The 16,564-nt window shown below is 65.1% G+C and carries 17 protein-coding genes; 11 read left to right on the top strand and 6 right to left on the bottom strand.

All coding sequences use genetic code 11. The features are described from left to right. The first annotated feature begins 68 nt into the window (after positions 1-68). The 3 genes from parE (at position 69) to ASD68_RS02540 (ending at position 3,938) form a co-directional block, all read left to right on the top strand. A complete protein-coding gene (parE, locus tag ASD68_RS02550; RefSeq protein WP_056603111.1) occupies positions 69-1,958 on the top strand; it encodes a DNA topoisomerase IV subunit B in 1,890 nt (629 codons plus the stop codon). Positions 1,959-2,110: 152 nt separating this feature from the next. After that, a complete protein-coding gene (locus ASD68_RS02545) occupies positions 2,111-3,181 on the top strand; it encodes a PLP-dependent cysteine synthase family protein (protein WP_056603107.1) in 1,071 nt (356 codons plus the stop codon). 235 nt (positions 3,182-3,416) lie between these two features. Further along, positions 3,417-3,938: a 3-hydroxyanthranilate 3,4-dioxygenase gene (locus tag ASD68_RS02540; RefSeq protein WP_056603104.1), complete on the top strand. Its 522-nt coding sequence runs from the start codon at positions 3,417-3,419 to the stop codon at positions 3,936-3,938. Positions 3,939-4,024: 86 nt separating this feature from the next. Here the strand turns inward: ASD68_RS02540 and ASD68_RS02535 are convergent, their stop codons facing one another. Next, complete coding sequence (locus ASD68_RS02535; RefSeq protein WP_056605053.1) at positions 4,025-4,579, bottom strand: NUDIX hydrolase; 555 nt, start codon at positions 4,577-4,579, stop codon at positions 4,025-4,027. A gap of 171 nt (positions 4,580-4,750) precedes the next feature. Between ASD68_RS02535 and ASD68_RS02530 the strand changes: the two genes are divergently transcribed. After that, complete coding sequence (locus tag ASD68_RS02530) at positions 4,751-6,280, top strand: amino acid permease (protein ID WP_056078467.1); 1,530 nt, start codon at positions 4,751-4,753, stop codon at positions 6,278-6,280. A gap of 89 nt (positions 6,281-6,369) precedes the next feature. Next, entirely contained in the window at positions 6,370-7,848 is a 1,479-nt protein-coding gene (locus tag ASD68_RS02525; RefSeq protein WP_056603101.1) for an amino acid permease, read from the top strand. Positions 7,849-8,232: 384 nt separating this feature from the next. On the opposite strand, the gene ASD68_RS02520 is transcribed toward ASD68_RS02525, so the two are convergent. Then, entirely contained in the window at positions 8,233-8,568 is a 336-nt protein-coding gene (locus tag ASD68_RS02520) for a high-potential iron-sulfur protein (protein WP_056603098.1), read from the bottom strand. 162 nt (positions 8,569-8,730) lie between these two features. Between ASD68_RS02520 and ASD68_RS02515 the strand changes: the two genes are divergently transcribed. From ASD68_RS02515 to ASD68_RS16740, 5 genes are all read left to right on the top strand, one after another. Next, positions 8,731-9,378, top strand: a complete 648-nt coding sequence (locus ASD68_RS02515; protein ID WP_056603094.1) for a methylthioribulose 1-phosphate dehydratase — start codon at positions 8,731-8,733, stop codon at positions 9,376-9,378. Then, positions 9,375-9,932 (top strand): acireductone dioxygenase, encoded by a 558-nt coding sequence (locus tag ASD68_RS02510; protein WP_056603091.1) that lies wholly within the window; start codon positions 9,375-9,377, stop codon positions 9,930-9,932. Before ASD68_RS02515 ends, ASD68_RS02510 begins: the two co-directional genes overlap by 4 nt. A 67-nt stretch (positions 9,933-9,999) precedes the next feature. Beyond that, positions 10,000-10,686 carry an acireductone synthase gene (gene mtnC / locus ASD68_RS02505; protein ID WP_056080818.1) on the top strand — a complete coding sequence of 229 codons (687 nt, stop codon included), beginning with the start codon at positions 10,000-10,002 and terminating at the stop codon, positions 10,684-10,686. A gap of 20 nt (positions 10,687-10,706) precedes the next feature. After that, entirely contained in the window at positions 10,707-11,711 is a 1,005-nt protein-coding gene (locus ASD68_RS02500) for a C13 family peptidase (RefSeq protein WP_056603088.1), read from the top strand. A gap of 92 nt (positions 11,712-11,803) precedes the next feature. Then, the gene (locus ASD68_RS16740; RefSeq protein ID WP_056603085.1) at positions 11,804-12,598 is read left to right on the top strand and encodes a DUF4232 domain-containing protein; all 795 of its coding nucleotides are present in this window, start codon (positions 11,804-11,806) and stop codon (positions 12,596-12,598) included. 8 nt (positions 12,599-12,606) lie between these two features. Here the strand turns inward: ASD68_RS16740 and ASD68_RS02490 are convergent, their stop codons facing one another. Then, the gene (locus ASD68_RS02490; protein ID WP_235578609.1) at positions 12,607-13,869 is read right to left on the bottom strand and encodes a cupin domain-containing protein; all 1,263 of its coding nucleotides are present in this window, start codon (positions 13,867-13,869) and stop codon (positions 12,607-12,609) included. Positions 13,870-14,162: 293 nt separating this feature from the next. On the opposite strand from ASD68_RS02490, the gene ASD68_RS02485 reads away from it, so the two are divergent. Then, positions 14,163-14,402, top strand: a complete 240-nt coding sequence (locus ASD68_RS02485; protein ID WP_056078449.1) for a hypothetical protein — start codon at positions 14,163-14,165, stop codon at positions 14,400-14,402. A gap of 21 nt (positions 14,403-14,423) precedes the next feature. Here ASD68_RS02485 and hisIE read toward each other — a convergent pair whose 3' ends face one another. From hisIE to hisA, 3 genes are read right to left on the bottom strand one after another with little or no spacing between them, the layout of a single operon-like run. Further along, a complete protein-coding gene (gene hisIE, locus ASD68_RS02480; protein WP_056078446.1) occupies positions 14,424-15,050 on the bottom strand; it encodes a bifunctional phosphoribosyl-AMP cyclohydrolase/phosphoribosyl-ATP diphosphatase HisIE in 627 nt (208 codons plus the stop codon). A gap of 17 nt (positions 15,051-15,067) precedes the next feature. Then, positions 15,068-15,838 carry an imidazole glycerol phosphate synthase subunit HisF gene (gene hisF, locus ASD68_RS02475; protein ID WP_056603082.1) on the bottom strand — a complete coding sequence of 257 codons (771 nt, stop codon included), beginning with the start codon at positions 15,836-15,838 and terminating at the stop codon, positions 15,068-15,070. Then, on the bottom strand, positions 15,832-16,563 hold the full coding sequence (gene hisA / locus ASD68_RS02470; RefSeq protein WP_056603080.1) for a 1-(5-phosphoribosyl)-5-[(5-phosphoribosylamino)methylideneamino]imidazole-4-carboxamide isomerase: 732 nt from the start codon (positions 16,561-16,563) through the stop codon (positions 15,832-15,834). Before hisA ends, hisF begins: the two co-directional genes overlap by 7 nt. Position 16,564: the final 1 nt, after the last annotated feature.

Genomic DNA, 16,564 nt, shown 5'->3' with positions numbered 1-16,564 from the left:
GCTCCCGCCCTTGACCCGCCCGCCCCTGCCGCCCATCCTGCTCCGTTACCTTTCACAGTCATCGCCCCATGAGCAATCGCTACGACGCCGCCGATATTGAAGTCCTCTCCGGTCTGGATCCGGTCAAGCGCCGGCCCGGCATGTACACCGACACCAGCCGGCCCAACCACCTGGTGCAGGAGGTGGTGGACAACTCGGTGGACGAGGCGCTGGCCGGCCACGCCAGCCACATCGAGGTGACCCTGCACGCCGATGGCTCGGTGGAAGTCAGCGACGACGGCCGCGGCATGCCGGTGGATATCCATCCCGACGAGGGCATCCCCGGTGTCGAGCTGATCCTCACCCGGCTGCATGCGGGCGGCAAATTTTCCGGCGACAACTACAGCTTCTCCGGCGGCCTGCATGGCGTGGGCGTGTCGGTGGTGAACGCGCTATCCACGCGGGTGGAGGTCACCATCCGCCGCGACGGCAACGAGCAGCGCATGGCGTTCGAGAACGGCGACCGCGCCAGCGAGCTGGAGCTGCTCGGCAGCGTGCCGAAGAAGCGCACCGGCACCACGCTGCGCTTCTGGGCCGACCCCAAATACTTCGACTCGCCCAAGATCTCGCTGCCCAAACTGAAGCACCTGCTGCGCGCCAAGGCGGTGCTGTGCGCCGGGCTCAACGTGAAGCTCACCGACGCGGCCAGCGGCGAAGTCATCGAGTGGTACTACGAGGACGGCCTGCATGATTATCTGAGCGGCGAACTCGATGGCGCCGAGGCGCTGCCCGCCGAATTGTTCGTGCACCACGTGGCCCGCAACACCGAAGGCCTGGACGTGGCGCTGGCCTGGCTGCCCGAAGGCGAGCTGGTGCAGGAGAGCTACGTCAACCTGATCCCCACCGCGCAGGGCGGCACCCACGTCAACGGCCTGCGCAGCGGCCTCACCGTGGCCATCCGCGAATTTTGCGACATCCGCAACCTGCTGCCGCGCGGCGTGAAGCTGGCGCCGGAAGACGTATGGGAGCGGCTCTCGTTCGTGCTGTCGGCACGGCTGCAGGATCCGCAGTTCGCCGGCCAGACCAAGGAGCGGCTCTCCTCGCGCCAGGCCGCGGGCATGGTCGAGAACGTGATCCACGACGCCTTCAGCATCTGGCTGAACCAGCACACCGAGATCGGCGAACGCATCGCCCAGTTGGCGATCGAGCGGGCCAGCGCGCGCCTGAAAGCCTCCAAGCAGGTGGTGCGCAAGAAGATCACCCAGGGTCCCGCCCTGCCCGGCAAGCTGGCCGACTGCACCGCCACCGACCTCACCCGCACGGAATTGTTTCTCGTCGAAGGCGATTCGGCCGGCGGCAGCGCCAAGCAGGCGCGCGACAAGGAGTTCCAGGCGATCCTGCCGTTGCGCGGCAAGATCCTCAACACCTGGGAAGTGGAATCCACCCTGGTGCTGGCCTCCGAGGAAGTGCACAACCTGGCCGTGGCGATCGGCTGCGACCCGGGCAAGGACGACCTGAGCGGCCTGCGCTACGGCAAGGTGATCATCCTGGCCGACGCCGATTCCGACGGCCTGCACATCGCCACCTTGCTGTCGGCGCTGTTCCTCAAGCATTTCCCCAAGCTGGTCAGCGAGGGCCACGTGTTCGTGGCGATGCCGCCGCTGTTCCGCGTCGACGTGGGCAAGCAGGTGTTCTATTGCCTCGACGAAAGCGAAAAGGTGGCGATGCTGCAGCGGATCGAGCGCGAGAAAATGAAGGGCGCGGTCAGCACCACCCGCTTCAAGGGCCTGGGTGAAATGAACCCGCCGCAGTTGCGCGAATCCACCATCCATCCCGACACCCGGCGGCTGGTGCAGCTGACCACCGCCGAGGAAGACGGCACCGCGCGCGTGATGGATCTGCTGCTGGCGAAGAAGCGCGCCAGCGACCGCAAGGCGTGGCTGGAAGAGAAAGGCGACCTGGCGACGCTGGAGGTTTGACCTGCGTCAGGTTGCCCTTCGACCGCTGCGCTACGCTCAGGGAGAGCGGCTCTAGATATGCGTAGTCCCCAGACCGTTCTCCCTGAGCGTAGCGCAGCGAAGTCGAAGGGCCGCGCCGCAAAAACACAACACGAACCGCAGGCCATCGCATCATGCCCAGCTGGACCCGCCGCTCCATCGAGATCCTCGCCGCCGAGGCGGCGCGTTCGGCCGATACACACCTGATCCGGCTGGATCTGCCCGCGTTCCCCGGCATTCCGCTGTATTTGAAAGACGAATCCGCGCACCCCACCGGCAGCCTGAAGCACCGGCTGGCGCGTTCGCTGTTCCTGTACGCGATCTGCAATGGCTGGCTGCATGAAGACCAGCCGGTGATCGAGGCCTCCAGCGGAAGCACCGCGATCTCCGAGGCGTACTTCGCCCGCCTGCTCGGCCTGCCCTTCATCGCCGCGATGCCGCGGCGCACCTCGTGCGACAAGATCGCGCAGATCGAGCACTTCGGCGGACGCAGCCATCTCATTGACGGCACCGATGTCTACGGTGCCGCCGAGCAACTGGCACGCGAGTCCGACGGCTACTACATGGACCAGTTCACCTTCGCCGAACGAGCCACCGACTGGCGCGGCAACAACAACATCGCCGAATCGATCTTCCGCCAGATGGAGCGCGAATTCGATCCGGTGCCGCGCTGGATCGTGGTTTCGGCCGGCACCGGCGGCACCTCGGCCACCATCGGCCGCTACATCCGCTACGGCGCCGCCCGCAGCGACGGCACCCAGCTGGCGGTGGTGGACCCGGAAAACTCCGTGTTCATGGACTACTTCAACAGCGGTGACGCCTCGCTGCGGCTGGATTGCGGTTCGCGCATCGAAGGCATCGGCCGGCCACGGGTGGAGCCGTCGTTCATCCGTGGGGTGATCGACCGCATGATCCGCGTACCCGACAACGCCAGCATGGCGGCGTTGCGGGTGCTGGAGCGGTTGATGGGTCGCCGCTGCGGCGGCTCCACCGGCACCAACCTGGTCGGCGCGCTGCAGCTGATGTGCGAGCTGCGCGCCAGCGGTGAAAAGGGACCGGTGGTGACGCTGATCTGCGATGGCGGCGAGCGTTATCGCAAGACGTATTACAACGACGACTGGCTCGCCGCCGAAGGCTTCGACGTGGCCAACGAGCAGGCGCGGCTGGAGCAGGTCATCCAAAGCGGGCGCTGGGTCGACGCGTGATACCTGGCCGACGCACGTGTCATTGAGCTGCCATCGGATTTACCTGGAAAGATCCGTTCATCCTGAGCGTAGGCCAAAGGCCGGAGTCGAAGGACACGCCGCCTGGGCCGCCCCAACCGGGCACCGCTTCGACTCCGCCCGCTGCGCGGACTACGCTCAGCGCGAACGGCTTTGGGAGCCGGATGACCATCAGACAAGTGGCATTCGGCGCTGACCTATTCTTCGGGAACTACGCATGGCCCTGCTACCACCACTCAACCTGCAACGCTGGATCGACGAACACCGCCATCTGCTGAAACCGCCGGTGGGCAACAAGTGCATCGTCGATGGCGACTTCATCATCATGATCGTGGCCGGCCCCAACGCGCGCACCGACTACCACTACGACGAAGGCCCGGAGTTCTTCCACCAACTGGAAGGCGAGATGATCCTGAAGGTGCAGGACGAGGGCCAACCGCGCGATATACCGATCCGCGCCGGCGAAGTTTTCTACCTGCCGCCGCGCGTGCCGCACTCGCCGCAGCGCATGCCCGGATCGATCGGCCTGGTGATCGAACGCCGTCGCCTCGCCAATGAAAAGGATGGCCTGCTGTGGTTCTGCGAGCACTGCAACCACACCCTGTTCGAGGAGTACTTCGTGCTCGACAGCATCGAGCACGATTTCCCGCCGGTGTTTGATCGCTTCTACGGCTCGGTCGAGGCGCGCACATGTACGGCTTGCGGACACCTTAATCCGGCGCCGGCGAAATACGCGTAGGCCTGCTTTTTTGCAGGAGCGACTTCAGTCGCGACGCCTTTCCTTGAGACTCATGAAAATCAGGAGCGTCGCGACTGAAGTCGCTCCTACAGTGACTCGCGAGCCAGCCATTTTTGCGCCATGCGGCGCAGCGAGGCCTCAAGGCTGGAATCAGTAGCCACTTCCACCACCGGCCGCCATGCCAGCGCGCGTGATTCGCTGTTGACCACGAAGCGTTCATCGCCCCCGGCCCGCACCACGTAGCGCACGTCGTAGTGCCAATGCTCCGGCTCGGCTCCGCGCAGTGGAATGCGATGGCGGTCAATATCGAAGATGCCGCCCTCGACGCGCAAACCCGGCACGCCGGTTTCCTCCTGCGCCTCGCGCAAGGCCACACCTGCCAGGTCGGAATCGCCATCGGCATGGCCGCCGGGCTGCAGCCAGCGGTCAAGTTTGCGGTGATGCATCAGCAATACCCGTTCGCCGTCGCCGCTGACTAGCCATGCCGAGCCGGTGAAGTGCGCCACGGTGTGGCTCCGATCGAAGACATCGGGGTGGCTTTGCAGGAAATTCTCGAATTGCGCGACGGTTTTTTCCTCCCCCTGCCATAAGTCACGGTAGCGACGCAGCGACTCGATCAGAAAGTTTTGTGGTGCCTGCATCGTCATCCGTCCGGTTCATGAAAGTGCGCTGCAGCAAGCCTTCGCAGGGCCTGAATCCAGCTTGTACAACCCCCAACGCTCGGCTATGTTGGCCCACTATTCGCATCTCCGCACCCGCGTCGCGCACTGCTGCAGCGCACTAGCGGACGCACTCATGCCAAGGGGCGTTTGATGATCAAAAATCTTTTTGCCACCCATCCCATCAAGGCCATGCCCCATGTGGACGCGGGCGAGCCGGTGGAGGGTAGCGCCGAAGGCGAGGTCACCCTCAAACGCGTCCTGACGGCGCGACACCTGGTGATGCTCGGGGTGGGTGCGGTCATCGGCGCGGGCATTTTCGCCATCACCGGCACGGCGGCGGCGCAGTTCGCCGGCCCCGCGCTGATCCTCAGCTTCCTGATCGCGGCCGTGGCCTGCGGCCTGGCCGGCATGTGCTACGCGGAGTTCGCCGCGATGCTGCCGGTTTCCGGCAGCGCCTACTCCTATTCCTACGCCACCCTGGGCGAAGTGGTCGCCTGGTTCGTCGGCTGGGCGCTGGTGCTGGAATACCTGTTCGCGGCATCCACCGTGGCGGTGGCGTGGTCGGGCTACTTCGGCGAACTGCTGCGCATGCTCAGCACGATGACCGGCCTGAATTTCACCTTGCCGGCGGCGCTGTCCTCGGCCCCACTCACGTTTGCCGAAGGCGGCCACGCGCTGGTCACCACCGGCGCGCTGATCAATCTGCCGGCCATCATCATCGTGGGCGCGATCAGCTGGCTCTGCTACATGGGTATCACGCAGTCGGCGACGGTCAACGCGATCATCGTGGCGATCAAGGTGTCGGTGATCCTGCTGTTCCTGATCGTGATGTTCAACTACATCAACCCCGATCTGTGGCATCCGTTCATCCCCGAGAACGAGGGCGGCTCCAAGTTCGGCTGGAGCGGCATCTACCGCGGCGCCACGCTGGTGTTCTTCGCCTATATCGGTTTCGACGCGGTCTCCACCGCCGCCGGCGAGGCGAAGAACCCGCAGCGCGACATGCCGATCGGCATCCTCGGCTCGCTGCTGCTGTGCACCGTGCTGTACGTGGCGATGGCTGCGGTGATGACCGGCACCACGCCGTTCCGCATGCTCAACACGCCCGAGCCGGTTGCCACCGCGATCAACTATGTACTCGGCACCGTGGCCGCCGGCAGCCCCTCCAGCTACATCCTGGGCGCGTTGAAGATCCTGGTGGTGTTCGCGGCGCTGGCCGGCCTGAGCTCGGTGATCCTGGTGATGCTGATGGGCCAGCCGCGCATCTTCTATTCGATGTCGCGCGACGGTTTGCTGCCGCAGGCGCTGGGCCGCCTGCACACGAAACACCGCACCCCGTACGTGGGCACGATCATGGTGGGCGTGATCGCCAGCATCCTGGCCGGCCTGTTCCCGGTGGACGTGCTTGGCGACCTGGTGTCTATGGGTACCTTGCTGGCGTTCGCCACCGTCTGCATCGGCGTGCTGGTGCTGCGCCGCACGCGGCCGGAGCTGCCGCGCGCGTTCCGCGTGCCGCTGCCGTGGCTGGTCTGCCCGCTGGGTGCGGTCGCTTGCCTGTTCCTGTTCTGGCAGGCGTTTGAAGTGCGCTGGCCGCTGCTGGTGAGCTGGATCGTGATCGGCTTCCTGATCTACGGCTTCTACGGCTACCGCCACAGCAAACTGCGCCAGGGCGCGCGCTGAGACGCGGCGGCCGGCACCACGCCGGCCGCTCACACACGACGTGTCGCGCACGCGGCGCAACAACCATCCGCTCCCGACGACAAGTTGCCATGCTCAAACAGTTGCTCGCCCGCAAGACCGATTTCAGCGATGCCGACGACGCCAACGGCCCCACCCTGCGCCGCACACTGGGCCCGATGGGGCTGACGGCACTGGGCATCGGCGCGGTGATCGGTGGCGGCATCTTCGTCATCACGGGCCAGGCGGCCGCCGATCACGCGGGGCCGGCGGTGATCCTGTCGTTCCTGCTGGCAGCCATCTGCAGCACGTTCACCGCGCTGTGCTACGCCGAATTCGCCACCCTGATCCCGGTCTCCGGCAGCGCCTATTCCTATGCATACGCCACCCTTGGCGAATTGGTGGCGTGGTTCATCGGCTGGAACCTGGTGCTGGAATACGGCGTATCCGCCTCGGCGGTGGCGGTGAGCTGGACGGGTTATTTCCTGAGCCTGCTCGACCATATCGGCCACACCTTCAACATGGACTTGAGCCTGCCGGCGGCGCTGACCAACGCACCGCTGGCATTCACCGCCGATCATCAACTGATCGCCACCGGCGCGCTGTTCAACCTGCCCGCAGTGGTGCTGGTGCTGTTGCTGACCTGGCTCTGCTACGTCGGCATCCGCGAATCGAGCCTCGCCAACGCGGCCATGGTGGTATTGAAAGTCGGCCTGATCGCGCTGGTGATCGTCGTGGGCTGGCGCTATGTCGACCCGTCCAACTGGCACCCCTTCATCCCCGAATCGCAAGGCCACTACAAGTACGGCTGGGGCGGCGTTTTGCGCGGTGCGGCGATGGTGTTTTTCGCCTACATCGGCTTCGAGGCCACGTCGGTGGCGGCGCAGGAATCGCGCAACCCGCAGCGCGACCTGCCGATCGGCATCCTCGCTTCGCTGGCCATCTGCACGGTGCTGTATATCGCGATGGCCGCGGTGATGACCGGGCTCAGTTCCTACACGCTGCTGGGCACCAACGAGCCGGTGGTGACCGCACTGCAGGGTCATCCCGCGCTGGGCTGGCTGCGCTGGCTGGTGGAAGTGGGCGCGATGCTGGGGCTGGCGTCGGTGGTGCTGGTGATGATCATCGCCCAACCGCGCATCTTCATGATCATGGGCCGCGACGGCATGCTGCCGAAGGTGTTCACGCGCATCCATCCGCGCTATCGCACGCCGCACCTGAACACGCTGATCACCGGCGCCGGCATCGCGTTGCTGGCAGCCATCTTCCCGCTGGACGTGCTGGGCGACCTGGTTTCGATGGGCACCCTGATCGCCTTCATGGCGGTCTGCGCCGGGGTGTGGATCCTGCGCAAAACACGGCCGGAACTGCCGCGTACGTTCCGGGTGCCGTGGGCGCCGCTGATCTGCTCCCTGGGCATCCTCAGCTGCGCCGCCCTGCTCGCCACCATGGCCTGGTACAACTGGGGGTTGATGGTGTTGTGGACGGTGATCGGGCTGGTGATCTACTTCGCCTACGGGCGCCGGCACAGCCATCTGCATCAGCAGGAAATGGCACGTAACAGCGTCTAAAAGACGCAAATTTCGCCCAATTATGGCGCCCGCGCGCAGTTGGCACCGACCATTGCCAGATATCGGATGCAGCCTCAGAGATATGCTGCAAGTGTCTGTTTTAGAAGAATTTAACGAAATATTTTTCCGGAGAATTCCGCCCGAGATTGCCCCAACGGGCTCACGCGGGGGTATCATGGCGATCCGCGGGTTGATCACTTGGCAGTGGGCCCCGGATCGCCGCCCGGCACGTCAGGCAGGGTCAGCTCCTCAACCTGGCGTGTCGGGCAGCACTTTCTCTGGCTCCACCCCCATTCCCTGTTTGCGATTGCGCTGCCTGCAAGCGCGCATGCAAAAGAGGCCGGCTCCTTCGAGCCGGCCTCTTTTTTGAATGGAGCTATGCGATCAGGCTTTCTTCGGCGTATGCGAAACGCACCAGCCCTTCGCATCGACCGACTTGCCGGGGAACAACTGGCAAGGTCCACGGCCGGTGGTATTGGTGGCCGTGTAGAACTGGCAGTTGTGGCACACGTCGCCAGCCTTGTGCTTCGGATTGGTCGACTTGGTCGCGTCCTCCACGTAATCCAGCGCCTTGGCGGTCGGATCAGTGGGGCTCACCGGCGGCAGATCGGCGGCGCGTGCGAAGCGCGGCAAGCCGCCCATGACCACGGCAGCCGCGGTGGTGCCCGCCGCGATTTTCAGGAAGTGGCGGCGCGATTCGATATCGTTTTCTTTCGACATGGCAGAGTCTCCGTCGAGGTGACCGGCGCACCCTGCACCGGATCGCGGAAGTGTCACGCCATTTACCTCAACGCTTCCTGACTTGCGCGAATGGCTCGCATTACGCCCTTGGCGCGAAAGGCCCCGTGGTATGATGCCGATTCATTTGGACGGCCAAACCGTATGACCCAGCAGCTGCCCGCCGCGATGCCACAAAGCCTGTTCGACAGCCGCGCCGACGCCATCGCCGAGGCCGCGCGGCGACTGGCGGCGCTTGGCTGGACGCCGGCTACAAGCAGCAATTTCTCGATGCGGGTGGACGACGAACATGCGGCCATCACCATCTCCGGCCGCGACAAGGGCCACCTCGGCCGCGACGACATCATGCTGATCGACCTTCACGGCCACGCGGTGGGCACCACGGCCAGGCCCAGCGCCGAAACCGCGCTGCACACGCAGGTCTACCGGCGCTGGCCGGAAATAACCGCCGTCTTGCATACGCATTCGCGTACCCAGAGCGTGGCATCGCGGCTCTACGCCGCGCGCGGCGCCATCCAGCTTCAGGGCTGGGAATTGCAGAAAGCCATCAGCGGCTACACCAGCCACGACAGCGTGCTGGAGATCCCGGTGTTTCCCAACACCCAGCACATGCCGGATCTGGTGGCCCAGGTGGATGCCTGGCTGGATGCGGGCAAACCCTTGCACGCATACCTTATCGACGGCCACGGCATCTACACCTGGGGCCGCGACATGGCCGAGGCCCGCCGCCATCTCGAAGCGCTCGAGTTCCTGCTCGAATGCGAAATGGACCTGAGGAGATTGTCATCATGAGTCAGCTGCGCATTTTCGACGAGGCACAACCGCAATCCGCGCTGGCCGAGTACCGCGACCATGCCGCCATCGCCCGCGAGCTGGGCAAGGTGGGGGTGCGCTTCGAGCGCTGGGAGGCAAGCCAGCCGATCGAGCCCGGCGCCAGCCAGGACGAAGTGATCGCCGCCTACCGTGGCGACATCGATCGGTTGATGGCGGAAAAGGGTTACCAGAGTGTGGACGTGATCAGCCTCACGCCCGACCACCCCGACCGCGCCACGCTGCGCCAGAAATTCCTCAGCGAGCACACCCACAGCGAGGACGAGGTGCGCTTTTTCGTGGCCGGCGCGGGGCAGTTCACCCTGCACATCAACGACAAGGTCTACGACGTGTTGTGCGAAAAGGGCGACCTCATCGGCGTGCCCGACGGCACCCCGCACTGGTTCGACATGAGCGAATCGCCGTACTTCGTGGCAATCCGCCTGTTCACCAACAAGGAAGGCTGGGTCGCCCAGTTCACCGGCACCGACCTGGCCACTCGATTCCCGCGGATGACGCCGCTGCCGCTGCCGTGAACGCGCGCGGTTACTCGCCACGGTGCCAGTCGTTTATGCTGGTCAGCCGTTCCCCGTGGTCAAGGTCATGATCGAAATCCGCGCCGTCGTCACCGATATCGAAGGCACCACCAGCGCCATCACCTTCGTGCGCGACGTGTTGTTTCCGTACGCCCGCAAGCGCTTGCCGGCCTTTGTCGAAACCCATGCCGACCAGCCCGACGTGCAGCACTGGCTGCATGAGGCGGCGAAGGAAGCAGGTTTCATCGAAGCCAGCCGTCAGGAAGTGATCGAACTGCTGCTGCGCTGGATCGATGAGGACCGCAAGTCCACCGCGCTGAAGGCCTTGCAGGGCATGATCTGGAAGGCCGGCTACGAAGCCGGCGACTACGTTGCCCACATGTATCCCGAGGTCGCCGCCCGCCTGCGCCAATGGCGCGCCGACGGCCTGCGTCTTTACGTCTATTCGTCCGGCTCGGTACCCGCACAGCAGCTGTTTTTCCGGCATAGCGAAGCGGGCGATCTCACGCCGCTTTTCGCCGGCTATTTCGACACCGAAACCGGACCCAAGCGCGAGGCGGAATCCTATCGCCGCATCGCGGCGGCGATCGACGAGCAGCCGCAACACACGCTGTTCCTGTCCGACATCGTCGAGGAACTCGATGCCGCCCGGGAAGCGGGTTTCCAGACCGGCTGGCTGGTGCGCCCGCCACTGGAGGCACCCGCCCAGCCCCACCACCCGGTCTTTGCCGATTTCGACGCGATCGCGCTCTGACGGTTAGCGGAAGGCTGACCATGCGCTCGCTGTTGATCGCCCTGCTCGCTTTCGTCGCCGGTGTCTGGCTGACCACTTGGTGGCAGCCGGCCACACTCGCAGTGACGGCGGCACATCCCCCTGGTGCAACACCAGCGACTTCCGTCGTCGCGGCGCCGGTGGCGACGGAACCCGTTGCCGACGATCGCTGGCCCACTGGCGGCCCGTCACCCGAACAACTCATCTACGCGCAACCACAGCTGGTCCGCAACGCGCTGGCGCAACTGACGCCGCGCATCGACGGCAAGCCGAACCTCTATTTGGTGGCCTTTGCCGGCGACGCCAGCGAGGACGTCTTTCGCAACGAGGTCGAATACGCCGCCAAGCTGTTTCCCGCCCGCTTCGGCGCCGCCACCCACACGTTGGTGCTGGAGAACAACCCCGCCTCGCTCAGCACGCGCCCGCTGGCCAGCTGGAGCAACCTCGAGGCAGTGCTCGACGGGCTCGCCCGCGTGATGCATCCGGAGGACATCCTGATGCTTTACGTCACCAGCCACGGTAGCGAGGACCACTACCTGCTGGTCGACATGGATCCCGTACCGCTCGACCAGATCGGCGCGAATGACCTCGCCGGCATCCTGCACGAGCATGCCTTCCGCTGGAAAGTCGTGGTGGTGAATGCCTGTTATTCGGGCGGATTCGTGCCGCCGCTGCGTGGCGATGGCACCTTGGTCATCACCGCCGCGCGCAGCGACCGCAGCTCGTTCGGCTGCGGCAGCGATTCGGACATCACCTATTTCGGCAAGGCCTGGCTGGTCGGTGCGCTGAACCACACCGACAATTTCATCGATGCCTTCCAGCGCGCCAGCACGACCATCGCGGGCTGGGAAAATCGGGACAAGCTCACGCCATCCGAGCCGCAGATCGATGTCGGCAAGGGCATCACCGCGCAACTGGACCTGTGGCGCAAGGGCGTCGCGCCCGGAACGGAGGTTCCGTTCGCGCCGGCAACCCGCTCAACGGATTCGGCAAACATCGCGCACTGATCGAGTGCGCGCCTCCCGACCCGCCGCATGCTTCACCTGCCGCCACGACCACGCGTGCTAGCTTCAGCCGCTGATTTCACCGGAGTGCGCACATGAAAACGCAGCTTGCGGCATCAACGACGGTATTTCGCGCAGTGCTGGTTTTGCTGTCGCTATGCACGATCGCGGCATGCTCCTCGCACGCACCGGTCGCCAACCCGACCCCTGCCGCTGCCACCAACGCGTGCCGCGCATCGCAACTGGGCTTCAGCGTCGACAGTGGCGACGGCCAGTTCAACGGCATGTCTCACTCCGGCACCATGCTGGTCGTGCGCAATACGGGAACCGCTGCGTGCATCGTCCCCGCGCAACCGCAGCTTGTGCTGACCGACGCCGATAAGCGGCCCGTGGACATCATCGCGCAGCCATCCGCCGCGCCCGCGTCGTCGACGATCCGGCTGGCACCCGGCGCAGCCGTGGAAAGCGAGATGCGTTGGGTGTCCGGCAATGTCTACGAGGATGGGCATTGCGAATCCCCTGCCCTCATCGATCTGGCCATCGGCGGGGAAAAGGTTTCGACGGCCTTCACCGGCCACCTGTGCGGCGCCGGTGGCAAGCCGACCACCTATACGCTTACGCCATTCCGCGCCGTGGCAGCGCCGGTGCTTTCCTATGCCTGCGACGACGGCCGCAAGGTACAGGCCAGCTACCCCGATACCGCCACCGCCGTGGTCACGCTCGACGGAAACACCCACCACCTGCATATCGCCATCTCGGCCGACGGCGCGCGTTACGTGGGCGATCATTGGCAGTGGTGGACCAAAGGCATGCACGACGCGTGGCTCTCGCCGCTGCGCGAGGGCGAGACTTACCCTTCGGCCAATGGCGTGGCTTGTCGCGCGCCCTGATGGGCGGGTTATTCCATCCTGAGGATGCCGTGCTCGTACAGCATTTTCAGCGCGAACAGCATCTCGTCACGCCCCGGACCACCCGGGTCCCGTTGCCATGCCAGAACGTCGGGGATGGTGAAGCTCCCCACCTGGGACGACAGCTGCTGGAGTACCGGCCCCATGGCGACGGGAAACTTGAGCACGCCGGTCTCGCACGGCACGACGATGTCGTCCTGCACCTGGACAAAACGCAGTGACGCGGACACGCTGAATCGTTGATCCGGTGCCATCTTCGGCACCGGCAGCAGCGGTGCCGCCTTCCATCCCGTGAAGGGCTCCTGCTTCAGCGATTTCAGCCAGGGCTCGGCGGCCACCTTGCTGATTTCGTCCAGGCATTCGCTGATATACGCAGCTACCGCGTCCGGCATGCTTCCCCGGGCTTTCTCCAGGGTGGCAGGCGGCCCACCTCGCCATTTCTCGCTCGACATCGAGAGCCGCTGAACCAGCGGTCCGAGGTCAAAAAACAGATTACGGGGCGAAAAATAGACATTCAGCGCCAATGAATAGCCCACGCCGCGCGCCGAATGCCAGGCCCCGGCCGGGAGGCAGAGCAAGTCGCCGGGATTGAGCTCCACCTCGCCAAACTCCATATGTTCGGGCAGCGTGCCGACATCCGCACTGATGCCGGGTTGATACACGGCATTCTCGAGCGGCCACGGCTTGGCCGACTTCATGGAGAACCGCCAGCGCTTGCTGCCGGCGATCTGGATGCTTGTGGCAACCCGCTTGTCGTAATGCGTGGGCAGCCCCGAACCGTCGGGCGAGACGTAACAATTGGCGCCCACGAGACCATTGAAATTGAGCTGCGCGCGCACGGCTTGTGCCCACTGGCAAAGCACGGGATCGGCCAGGTGGATATCGGTAATGCAGATCGTCGCGCCCGCGTTGAGCAAGTCGGCGACCTGGTTATGGTCCGCGTCGATCATGCCCCGCGAACTTCCGGCCTCCTCACCACGCGTAAAGGCCGCTTTTATGTTGTAGCTGGTACCGGCCAGCGCCTTTCCGCGCGAAAGCGCCTGCCTCAATCTCGCCCAACCGAAAATATGGTCGAATTTTCCGGGATGTCCTTTGACGCTCACCGACGTGCGCGAGAAAAATGAATCCACGAACTCCCCGGCATCGAGCGGGCTCACCAGTTCCTGGAGTTCACGGCCACTCAATGCCGCCGGTGCCGGCGGTTCTCCGGATGTGCCGGGATCGAGCAGGGAATGAAAATCTATCGGGTTCATGGATCTTCTGTCTTGAGTTAATCGCAGGGCCGAAAGCTTCCCGCTGCGCGCCACCTAGTATTGCAAAAGGCCTGCAGTGCCGCACTGGAGCCTGGGTGCGGCGTCGCCATGAGCGTTGCGCGAATGGTCGACGTACCGACCCGCTCCCTCATTGACGCCGGTCAAGCGCGGGCAAGCTTCCCGCGCCGGATCGTCGCACCCGCGGCGAAACCTGATCAGGATCAAGACGCTGGCCGCCCGGCTCGATGAAGATCGGCCCAGTAACCCAAGGATTTCATGAGCGAGACACAACGATGGAATTCCACATCGCCATTACCGACACACGCCCGCAACTCGAAGCCGTCGAAGACGCCATGTTCGATGTCGACTCGAACGCCCTCGTCGATCTCGACCCCAGCGGTTCGACCTTGCGCATCTCGTCGTTCGTGACCATCGAGGATCTGATCGACGTCATGCAGCGAACGGGCTGGACGATCGCGCCGGACCAGGTGGTTCAGTTGCCCACGATATGCTGCGGTGGTTGCGGCGGCTGAGCGGCCGCCAACCTCTCGCGGTCAGGGTTTGCGATGCCGCGCGACCAGCACCTTCGCCACATCCGCCAGCGACAAACCTCGTGCGCGCAAGGTCACGGTGAGATGGAACACCAGATCCGCGGCCTCGCCCAGCAGTTCCTCATCGCCCTGCGCCACGGCCGCCAGCGCGGTCTCGACACCTTCTTCGCCCACTTTCTGCGCGATGCGGCGGATGCCGCCGTCGAACAGTTTCGTGGTGTAGCTGCCTTCGGGGCGGTCGGCGTGGCGTTGCGCGACCAGCGCATCGAGTTCGGCCAGGAAGCCCAGCGGCGGACGCACGTCGTCACCGTTGCCAAAACAGCTTGAGGTGCCTTCGTGGCAGGTGGGGCCGTGCGGGTCGGCCTGGATCAGCAAGGTGTCGGCATCGCAGTCGATGCGGACCGATTTCAGGTCGAGCACGTGACCGGAGACTTCGCCCTTGGTCCAAAGGCGCTGCTTGCTGCGGCTGTAGAAGGTGACGTGGCCACTGCGTTGCGTTTCGGCCAGCGCCTCGGCATTCATGTAGCCGAGCATCAGCACTTCGCCGCTCAACCAATGCTGCACGATGGCCGGCAGCAGGCCTTCGCCCTTGGACCAATCGAGACGGCTGGTATCGGTGGTATCGCTCATCGCTGTGATTCCTCGTGCTACAGGCGTACCGGGACGCCCTGCTCGTGCAGATAGTGTTTCAATGCGGGGATCGCGATCGCACCGGAGTGGAACACGCTGGCGGCCAGCGCGCCGTCCACGTCGGCTTCGACGAAGGCGTCGCGGAAATGTTCGGGTTTACCGGCGCCACCGGAGGCGATCAACGGCACGTTGCAGATCGCGCGCGCGGCCTGCAGTTGCTCCAGGTCGTAGCCGCGGCGCACGCCGTCGCTGCCCATGCAGTTGAGCACGATCTCGCCGGCACCGCGTTGCTGTGCCTCGGTCATCCAGTCCAGCGTGCGGCGCGGCAGCGCCTGGGTCTTGCTGGGGTCACCGGTGTACTGGCGCACGCGCCACTCGCCGTCGGCGTCCCGCAGCGAGTCGATGCCGACCACCACGCATTGCACGCCGAATGCGGCGGCCAGTTCGTCGATCAGTCCGGGCCGTTCCAGTGCGGGCGAGTTCACCGAGATCTTGTCGGCGCCCGCATGCAGCACGGCGCGCGCGTCATCGACCGAACGGATGCCGCCGGCCACGCAGAACGGAATGTCGATTGCCCGCGCCACCTTCTCGACCCAGCCACGATCCACGCTGCGTCCCTCGGGGCTGGCGGTGATGTCGTAGAACACCAGCTCGTCGGCGCCCTCGTCGCGGTAACGCAGCGCAAGCTCCACGATTTCGCCCATCACCACGTGATCGCGGAAACGCACGCCCTTGACGACCTTGCCGTCGCGCACATCCAGGCAGGGAATCAGCCGGCGGCTCAACATACCAGTGCTTCCGCCAAAGTGAAGCGACCTTCCAGCAGCGCGCGGCCCAGGATCACGCCTTGTGCGCCAGCGTCGCGGGCGGCGCGGATATCGTCCAGCGAGCGCACGCCCCCGGACGCCTGCAACGCCAGTTGCGGCACGCTTTCGCTGAGGTGCCGGTAGAGGTCGAGATTGAACCCGGCCAGCATGCCGTCGCGATCGATGTCGGTGCACAGCAGGTGGCGCGCACCGCGTTCGGCATACCAGGGCGCCAGCTCGTCCAGCGTGCGTGTTTCCACTTCGGTCCAACCGGCGCTGGGCAAAGCCCAGCGATCGCCGATGCGGCGCGTGTCCAGCGCGATCACCAGCCGTTCGGCACCGTGATTGTCCAGCCAGCGCGCTACCTGGTCGGGATCGCGAATGGCCACGCTGCCGAGCACCACGCGGTGCACGCCGGCATCGAACAGTCGGTGCAGATCCTCTTCGGCACGCACGCCACCACCGGCCTGGATACGCATGCCGCTGGCGGCGATCGAACGGATCACCGCCAGGTTGTCGAGGTTGCCCGAGCGGGCGCCGTCGAGGTCAACCAGGTGCAGCCAGTCCGCGCCCGCCTCCGCATAGCTCCAGGCCAGTTCGCGCGGGTCGGCGGCATAGGTGGTCTGCTGCGCATAGTCGCCCTGCTTCAGCCGCACTACCTGGCCACCGCGCAGATCGATCGCGGGAATCACCGCAAAACTCGTCATG

It is taken from the genome of Rhodanobacter sp. Root627 (assembly GCF_001427835.1).
Lineage (GTDB): Bacteria > Pseudomonadota > Gammaproteobacteria > Xanthomonadales > Rhodanobacteraceae > Rhodanobacter > Rhodanobacter ginsenosidimutans.
Note: the sequence above shows the minus strand (reverse complement) of the source record. Positions and strands in the feature narration are given on the sequence as shown.